The following is a 7,431-nucleotide window of genomic DNA, read 5'->3' as shown; positions in this document are numbered from 1 at the left end:
ACTTTACCTTAATGTTGTTATAATCATGTTCTCGATAAGACCCAGAATAGGCATGCCTAAATACTGGATCAGCAAGATTAGCACGAGCGGGCTGAAATCCATGTTGCCAAAATTAGGCAGCACGCTGCGGATGGGGCGCAGCACCGGTTCGGTCATGCGATACAGGAAATTGCCGATTTTCCATACGATCGGGTTGCGCTGGTCGAGAATGCCGAATGCCAGCAGGAAGCTGAACAGGCAGGAGACCAGCACCACATAGGTGTAAAGCTGTATCAGTTCAGCCAACAGTTCAAACAGCTTGAAAACAACGTGGATCAACGTGCCAACTTTCACAGGAGCTTTAACAGAGAGCGTGGCGCAGAATCTAATGTTAGCTGTTAACGTATACAACCACCCTCAACTGCCGGTTACGGCTAAAAAGGGGGGACAATCAGAAAAAAGAGTCTTGACTTGCACCTGTTGGCGGTTATCAATCGCGCGAGGATTGTGGGGCTGTAGCTCAGATGGGAGAGCGCCTCGTTCGCAATGAGGAGGTCAGGGGTTCGATTCCCCTCAGCTCCACCACGATCCCCCTCATTACCATGGAAATTGTAGCGCCCGGTTCAGGCTTCCGTGTCGTTTGCGCCGGCTGTGGCGAGCAGTTCGATCCCGACCAACTGGCCCGGCTGTTCAAACGGCTTGACCAGGCGCAGCGTGGTGGCGGGTGCGGCCAAACAGGTCGTTGAGCAAGGGAAAACAGGTGGCGAATCCTGTCGTGTCGTGCAGCATGAAGATGATGCGCGTGACGTTCTCCGCCCCCATGCTATGGCTGGCCAACTGGTCCATGCCCATCACCAGCGCCTGACGGACCTGGCCGAACAGTTCAGGAGGGAAGTCACCGGTCTGTGCGTTGATCCCGGTCAGGTGCCGGAGGTGAAGTTCGGGCTGCGGGCGCAACGACGTATTTTCTTCCATATGCAAAAGAATCATGAAGTCGCCATGTTTTGTCCATAAAAATTTTTCCTTTCCCGAAACAACGCCCTGTCCGGTAAAGCACGGACATGAACGCGCCGCTTCACATCCATGCCTCCTGTGCCGCGCGCGGTGCGCAGGGCGTCATGCTCGTGGGGCCATCGGGGTCGGGCAAGTCCGACCTGCTGCTGCGCCTGATCGATGCGGGCTATGCCCTCGTGGCCGATGACCAGGTCTGCCTGCACGCGGGCTGGGCCAGCCCGCCCCCCGCCCTTGCGGGGTTGCTCGAGGTGCGCGGCATCGGCATCATCCGCATGGCGTGGCAGCAGCGGGTACGGGTGGTGGCGCTTGCAAGGCTGGTGGCCCCGCCCGATTATGCCCCCCGCCTGCCACCGGCCCCGGAACCCGATGCGCTGACCGGCGTGCCCGCGTTCCGCCTCGACCCGGCCCGCCCCTCGGCCGTGGCGCGGGTGGGGCTGATCCTTGACTGCGTTGCCGGACGCAGCCAATTGCTGGATGAAAGACAGATGTGATGCGGCTGCCACTTTCCATGATTGCCCTTTCGGGGGAGAATGGGTTCAGGAAAAGGTTTCGATCCCGCCATGATACAGCGATCTGTCATCCGGCAAATGGCTGAGAGAAGTCAGGGTTTTGCGTGACTGACACCATGCATGAAGACACACCTCTCCCCCGTCGCATCCTGCTTGTGACCGGCCTGTCCGGGGCAGGTAAATCCTCGATTCTGCGCATTCTGGAGGATCTGGGCCACGAGGTGATCGACAATCCGCCGCTCGGCATGCTCGATGAGATCGTAGCCCGCGCCGAGCGCCCGGTGGCCATTGGCGTGGATTCGCGCACGCGCGGCTTTGATGCCTCCGCCGTGCTGGCAGCCCTGGCCCGCCTGCGTGTCAACCCCGCCCTCAATGCCGAGCTGATCTACGCCACGGCGGAGGAAAGCGTGCTGCTCAGCCGCTACACCGCCACCCGCAGGCGCCACCCGCAGGCCGTGCATGGCACGGTCAAGGAAGGGATAGAGGCCGAGATCCGCCTCACCTCCCCCCTGCGCGAGGCCGCCGATGTGGTGATCGATACCTCCGACCTGCCACCGCCCGAGCTGCGCCAGCTTGTCGAGGCCCGGTTTGGCGAATGGTCGGCAGGCGGCCTTGACGGGCTGACCGTGGCGCTGATGTCCTTTGCCTTTCCCGCCGGCCTCCCGCGGGAGGCGGACATGGTGTTCGATGCCCGCTTCCTCACCAACCCGTATTACGACCCCGCCCTGTCAGCCATGACCGGGCTGGATGCGGACGTGGCGCAGTACGTGGCCAATGATCCCGATTATGCTGAATTCCTTGATCGCATGGCAGGGCTGCTTGAGCTCGTGCTGCCGCGCTTCGTGCGCGAGGGCAAGAAATACGCCACCATCGCCATAGGCTGCTCGGGCGGGCGGCACCGCTCGGTTACCCTTGTCGAGGCCCTTGCGCAGCGGCTGGCGCAGCGTGCCGACAGTCCTCACCCCCATGATGCATGGCCCGTCGTGATCATGCACCGTGAACTGGCCCGCCAGGGTCGCAGCAGCTGGCGCTGGGCCAACCGCCCGCGCGGGCTGGCCGAACCAACGGAGCACACGGACCCGCAATGATCGGTCTTGTATTCGTGATGCATGGCGTTCTGGGCGAGACCCTGAAGGCGGAACTCGAACATGTGGTTGGTCCGCAGGCGCAGGCCACGGTGTTCAATGTCACGGCGGCCTCGCTGCCCGGCACCTGCCACGCGGCGCTGCGCCAGGCCATCGACTCGGTCGATAGCGGGCAGGGCGTGATCCTGCTGACCGACATGTTCGGCAGCACGCCATCCAATGTCGCGATTTCCGTGCTGGAAACCAACCGCGTGGAGGTGCTCGCCGGCGTCAACATGCCCATGCTGGTCAAGCTGGCGCAGATGCGCGGCCAGGCGGACATGCAGGATTGCCTGCGCGGAGCGGAAGAGGCGGGCAGGCGCTATATTTCGGTTGCATCCCACCTGCCTGCCGCCTGCCTGTCGGGCGTGGGGGCCTGCGCGGGCGAGGCCGCGGACAGCGTGGTGGGTCACGGTGGCTGAACCCGTGGCGCAGGCGGCACCCCGGCGGGCGGATGCGGGCATTGTCAACCAGCGCGGGCTGCATGCGCGGGCGGCGGCCAAATTCGTCACGGTGGCGGAAAAATTCGATGCCACCATCGACGTGACCCATGCGGGCATGACGGTTTCGGGCCATTCCATCATGGGGCTCATGATGCTGGGGGCCGGAAAAGGCGAGACAATCGGCATCGCGGCCAGCGGCCCGCAGGCGGCACCGGCCCTTGAGGCCCTCGTGCGGCTGGTCGGGGCCGGGTTTGATGAAGACGACTGAACGCGGCACCTCCCGTAGCCCCCGCCCCGGTGAGGTGCGGCTGGAAGGCCAGCCCGTTTCATCCGGCGTGGCCATCGGGTATGCCGCCATCGCGCATGACCCCGAACCTCCGCCCATCGATACCGCGCGGCACGATTGCGATCCCGCCCATGAACGCGTCCGCCTGCATGAGGCCATAACCCGTTCCACCGCCCAGCTCCGCAGGCTGCATGACCGGCTGGCCCTGCTGCCGGAAGATGGGCAGGTGGAAATCGGCTCCCTGCTGGAAGTCTATCGCCGCATGCTCGGCCCTTCGCGCCTGCGGCGCGGCATCGAGGCGCGGCTTGGCCACGGCATGCTGGCCGAGGCCGCCGTGCAGCTTGAGACCGAGGCCCTGGCCGCCTTCATGCTCAGCCCCCCCGGCCGCCCCGCGCCCGAGGGCGAGGATGCGGTGGCGGCAAGGCGGCGGGCAGGCGAGTTCCGCGAGATCGGGCGCAGGCTGGTGCGCAACCTCAGTGGCACGCCGTATCGGTCGTTTTCCACCATTCCCGATGGCGCGATCCTTGTAGCCGAGCAGTTGCGTCCTGCCGATGCTGCCCTGATCGACCCCTCGCGCATTGCCGCCGTGGTGACGGAGGAAGGCGGTAGCACCGGCCATACCGCCATCCTGCTGCGCGCGCTGGGCATTCCCGCCGTGCTGGCTACCCACGGGCTGCTGGCCCGGATCGGGCGGCGCACACGGCTGGTGGTTGATGGCACGACCGGGCAGGTCATCATCCGGCCATCCACCCGCACGGCGGCGGCGGCCCGGGTGGAGGTGGCGGCCTATGCGCGTGAGCGCCAGGCGCTTGGCCGTCTGCGCCGCCTGCCTGCCCGCCTGTCGAGCGGGGAGGTGCTGACATTGCAGGCCAACCTCGAAATTCCGGCTGAACTGCCCATGATCGCGCAGTCGGGTGCCGCGGGCATCGGGCTGCTGCGCAGCGAGTTCCTGTTCATGAATGCCGAGACCCTGCCCGACGAGGCCCGGCAGGAAGCGCTCTACCGCCCCCTCGTCGAGGCCATGGCGGGCGACCCGGTCACGATTCGCGTGGTGGACTGGGGCAGCGAAAAGAATAGCGATGCCCTGACACAGGCGGGCATTGGCACCGGCAGCGATGTCAATCCGGCGCTGGGCCTGCGGGGCATCAGGCTGCTTTTGCGCCATCGCGCCCTGCTTGAAACGCAGTTCGCCGCCATTTTGCGCGCGGCCACCGCAGGCCCGGTGCGGGTGCTGCTACCCATGGTGTCAAGCCCGGCGGAACTGCATGAGGCGCGTGAAACCTATGCCCGCGTGGGCCGCAGGCTGCGGCGCAGGGGGGTAGACATACCCGACCCGCTGCCGCCGCTTGGCATCATGATCGAAACGCCAGCCGCCGCCCTCATGGCCGATGTGCTGGCGCAGGAGGCAGAGTTCCTCGCCATCGGCACCAATGACCTGACCATGTACACCCTTGCGGCAGACCGGGCGGCGACGGATGTGGCAGGGCTGTATGACCCGCTGCACCCCGCCGTGCTGCGGCTTGTGCGTCTTGCCGCCGATGCGGGGCTGCGCCAGCGCAGGCCGGTCTCGCTATGCGGCGAGATGGCCTCCGACCCGGTGGCCGTGCCATTGCTGGTGGGGCTGGGGGTGCGGTCGTTTTCCATGCATGCCTCCGCCGTGCCACGCGTGAAGCGCGCCGTGCGGGCGGCCGCGATGGATGACTGCCGCCGCATGGCCTGCCGCGCGCTTGAAGCGGCTGACGGGCCGGAAGTCAGCGCCATGCTGCTGGCCTATGCGGCCACCCTGCGGCACGCGGGCGATGGCTAGCCCTGCCCCCTGCCTGCTGCCCGTGGCCTGGCGGGATGTGGATGACGTGCTGGCCGCGTGGGGCAAGCGCCCGGGCTTTGCCTGCCTTGACAGTGGCGGCCCGGTCGGACCGCGTGCGCGCTGGACCATCATCTGCCGCGACCCTGTTCACTGGATCGAACAGCGTGATGGCACGTGCTGGCTGGATGGTGCAAAGGCGGCGCATGACCTGCCCCACCTGCTGCGGCAGTGCGTGCCGGATGGTGGCTGCCCGCCCGAGGTGCCTTTTGCCGGGGGTGCGATCGGCTTTATCGGCTATGGCGCGGGGCAGCGCATGGAAGGCATCAGCACACGGCACGGGGCAGGCGATGATGGCCCCGAGGCCGCTTTCGGCCTGTATGACCATGCCTTCGTGCTTGATCGCGAGACAGGCCGCGCCTGGCTGGCGGGAACAGACCTTGATGCCGCGCGCATGGCAGTGCTGGCCGCGCAGTGGGTGGCGATTGGTCCGGCGGCACAACCCTTGCCCCTGCCCATGGTGCGTTTCCGGCCCGATCAGGAGGCGGCGGCCTATCGCGCCGCCGTAGCGCAGGCCGTGGCCCGGATCGCGGCGGGCGAAGTATTTCAGGTCAACATCACCGGGCGCATGCGGGCTGACCGCCCCGCCGGGCTTTCGGCGGTTGATGTCTATCGCACGCTGCGCGTGACCTCGCCTGCGCCATTCGGGGCATTTATGGCGGGGAATGGTGGGTTTGCGCTGCTCGGCGCCTCGCCCGAGCGTTTTTTAAGCCTTGATGGCGCGGGCCGGGTCAGCACCCGGCCCATAAAGGGCACGGCCCCGCGTGGCGCCACCGCGCAGGATGATGCCCGCCTGGTCCACGGCCTGCGCCATGATGCCAAGGAACTGGCCGAGAACCTGATGATCGTTGACCTCATGCGCAACGATATCGGGCGCGTGGCACGGATGGGCAGCGTTGCCGTGCCGGAACTGTTCGCGGTCGAGACATTCGCGCATGTGCACCACCTGGTATCCGAAATAACGGGGTGGCTGGAGCCGGGGCGCGATGCGTGTGACCTGCTGGCCGCCACACTGCCGCCCGGCTCGGTAACCGGCGCGCCCAAGCACCGCGCCATGCAGGTGATCGATGCGCTGGAAGCCTCGCCCCGTGGGGCCTATTGCGGCACCATGGTGCGGATTGGCTGCGATGGCACAATGGATAGCGCCGTCATCATCCGCACGCTGGTGCTCACGCGCGCCCACGTTACGGCGGCGGCAGGGGGCGGCATTACCGTGGAGTCCGACCCGGCGCGCGAATACCGCGAGATGTGGCTCAAGATCGCGGCCCTGCTGGCCCTGTTCGGGCCGCAGGCAGATGAAGGAAACACGCCATGACGTCCACGGGCCTGCCAGTATGGCTCAATGGCCGCATCATCGACCCGGCTGACCGGGGGCTGCTGCTGGGCGATGGCCTGTTCGAGACCATGCGCGTGGCGGGTGGCGTGGTCCGGCATTTCACGCTTCATATGGCGCGACTGGCGCATGGCGCTGGCGTGCTCATGCTGCCCCCACCCGACAGGGGCCTGATTGCGCAGGCGGCGGCCGACCTGCTGGCCGCCTGCGGGCTGCAAAATGGCGCGCTGCGGCTCACGCTCACCCGTGGCCCCGGCCCGCGCGGGCTGCTGCCTCCGCCCGTAGTACGCCCCACCGTGCTGCTGACCGCGAGCGCCAGCCTGCCGCCCGCAACCCCCGTGCGGCTGGTGACAGTCAGCCACCGGCGCGATGAGGAGAGCGTGCTTTCGCGCGTCAAGAGCCTGAACTACCTGCCGTCCATCCTGGCACGGATGGAGGCGGCAGGCCGGGGGGCGGATGATGCGCTGCTGCTCAACCGGGCAGGGCATGTGGCCGAGACGAGTGCCAGCACGCTTGTCGCCATCATTGATGGGGAAGCACTGACGCCCCCGGTGCATGATGGCGCCTTGCCCGGCATCGCCCGTGGCGTACTGCTGGCGGCAGGATTGGTGCGCGAAGGCCGCCTCAGCCCCGCCATGCTGCGCGGCGCCGGGGCGGTTTTTGCCCTGAACAGCCTGTGCGCGCGTGAGGTGGTGGCGATTGACGGCCACGAACTGCCGCGCCAGCCTGCCCTGCTGACCGGGCTGGTGGCGCATCTTGCTGGCTGATTTTGCGCCCGTCTGAAGGAAAGTGATAAAAGTTTCCGGGTGTCGCCTTCTTTCAAAAAGGCGGTGTTCTTTACGAAGCTTTTTGAAAAAAGCCTCACCAAAAACTGTCCCC

At 66.4% G+C, this 7,431-nt stretch carries 9 protein-coding genes and 1 tRNA gene; 8 read left to right on the top strand and 2 right to left on the bottom strand.

All coding sequences use genetic code 11. The annotated features are described in order from the left end of the window. Positions 1-3: 3 nt before the first annotated feature. Complete coding sequence (locus GXY01S_RS15990; RefSeq protein WP_061276723.1) at positions 4-333, bottom strand: YggT family protein; 330 nt, start codon at positions 331-333, stop codon at positions 4-6. A 155-nt stretch (positions 334-488) separates the two neighbouring features. Between GXY01S_RS15990 and GXY01S_RS15985 the strand changes: the two genes are divergently transcribed. Continuing rightward, positions 489-564 (top strand) — tRNA-Ala (locus tag GXY01S_RS15985). Positions 565-669: 105 nt separating this feature from the next. Here GXY01S_RS15985 and GXY01S_RS15980 read toward each other — a convergent pair. After that, entirely contained in the window at positions 670-969 is a 300-nt protein-coding gene (locus GXY01S_RS15980) for a hypothetical protein (RefSeq protein WP_255210481.1), read from the bottom strand. A gap of 71 nt (positions 970-1,040) precedes the next feature. Here GXY01S_RS15980 and GXY01S_RS15975 point away from each other — a divergent pair, with 71 nt between their 5' ends. From GXY01S_RS15975 to GXY01S_RS15945, 7 genes are all read left to right on the top strand, one after another. Beyond that, positions 1,041-1,484, top strand: a complete 444-nt coding sequence (locus GXY01S_RS15975) for an HPr kinase/phosphorylase (RefSeq protein ID WP_061276721.1) — start codon at positions 1,041-1,043, stop codon at positions 1,482-1,484. Positions 1,485-1,618: 134 nt separating this feature from the next. Further along, the gene (gene rapZ, locus GXY01S_RS15970) at positions 1,619-2,590 is read left to right on the top strand and encodes an RNase adapter RapZ (protein WP_061276719.1); all 972 of its coding nucleotides are present in this window, start codon (positions 1,619-1,621) and stop codon (positions 2,588-2,590) included. Beyond that, positions 2,587-3,048 carry a PTS sugar transporter subunit IIA gene (locus GXY01S_RS15965; protein WP_061276716.1) on the top strand — a complete coding sequence of 154 codons (462 nt, stop codon included), beginning with the start codon at positions 2,587-2,589 and terminating at the stop codon, positions 3,046-3,048. Before rapZ ends, GXY01S_RS15965 begins: the two co-directional genes overlap by 4 nt. After that, on the top strand, positions 3,041-3,337 hold the full coding sequence (locus tag GXY01S_RS15960) for an HPr family phosphocarrier protein (RefSeq protein WP_061276714.1): 297 nt from the start codon (positions 3,041-3,043) through the stop codon (positions 3,335-3,337). The genes GXY01S_RS15965 and GXY01S_RS15960 overlap by 8 nt, the downstream gene beginning before the upstream one ends. Next, the gene (gene ptsP / locus GXY01S_RS15955) at positions 3,324-5,162 is read left to right on the top strand and encodes a phosphoenolpyruvate--protein phosphotransferase (RefSeq protein ID WP_061276712.1); all 1,839 of its coding nucleotides are present in this window, start codon (positions 3,324-3,326) and stop codon (positions 5,160-5,162) included. The genes GXY01S_RS15960 and ptsP overlap by 14 nt, the downstream gene beginning before the upstream one ends. Further along, the gene (locus GXY01S_RS15950) at positions 5,155-6,534 is read left to right on the top strand and encodes an anthranilate synthase component I family protein (RefSeq protein ID WP_061276725.1); all 1,380 of its coding nucleotides are present in this window, start codon (positions 5,155-5,157) and stop codon (positions 6,532-6,534) included. The genes ptsP and GXY01S_RS15950 overlap by 8 nt, the downstream gene beginning before the upstream one ends. Further along, the gene (locus GXY01S_RS15945; protein ID WP_061276710.1) at positions 6,531-7,319 is read left to right on the top strand and encodes an aminotransferase class IV; all 789 of its coding nucleotides are present in this window, start codon (positions 6,531-6,533) and stop codon (positions 7,317-7,319) included. Before GXY01S_RS15950 ends, GXY01S_RS15945 begins: the two co-directional genes overlap by 4 nt. Positions 7,320-7,431 lie beyond the last annotated feature (112 nt).

It is taken from the genome of Komagataeibacter xylinus NBRC 15237 (assembly GCF_001571345.1).
Lineage (GTDB): Bacteria > Pseudomonadota > Alphaproteobacteria > Acetobacterales > Acetobacteraceae > Komagataeibacter > Komagataeibacter xylinus.
Note: the sequence above shows the minus strand (reverse complement) of the source record. Positions and strands in the feature narration are given on the sequence as shown.

Coding starts and splice junctions, on each gene's coding strand:
- GXY01S_RS15980 (WP_255210481.1), bottom strand. CDS start 969: ATGATTCTTTTGCATATGGAAGAAAATACGTCGTTGCGCCCGCAGCCC.
- GXY01S_RS15975 (WP_061276721.1), top strand. CDS start 1,041: ATGAACGCGCCGCTTCACATCCATGCCTCCTGTGCCGCGCGCGGTGCG.
- rapZ (WP_061276719.1), top strand. CDS start 1,619: ATGCATGAAGACACACCTCTCCCCCGTCGCATCCTGCTTGTGACCGGC.
- GXY01S_RS15965 (WP_061276716.1), top strand. CDS start 2,587: ATGATCGGTCTTGTATTCGTGATGCATGGCGTTCTGGGCGAGACCCTG.
- ptsP (WP_061276712.1), top strand. CDS start 3,324: ATGAAGACGACTGAACGCGGCACCTCCCGTAGCCCCCGCCCCGGTGAG.
- GXY01S_RS15950 (WP_061276725.1), top strand. CDS start 5,155: ATGGCTAGCCCTGCCCCCTGCCTGCTGCCCGTGGCCTGGCGGGATGTG.
- GXY01S_RS15945 (WP_061276710.1), top strand. CDS start 6,531: ATGACGTCCACGGGCCTGCCAGTATGGCTCAATGGCCGCATCATCGAC.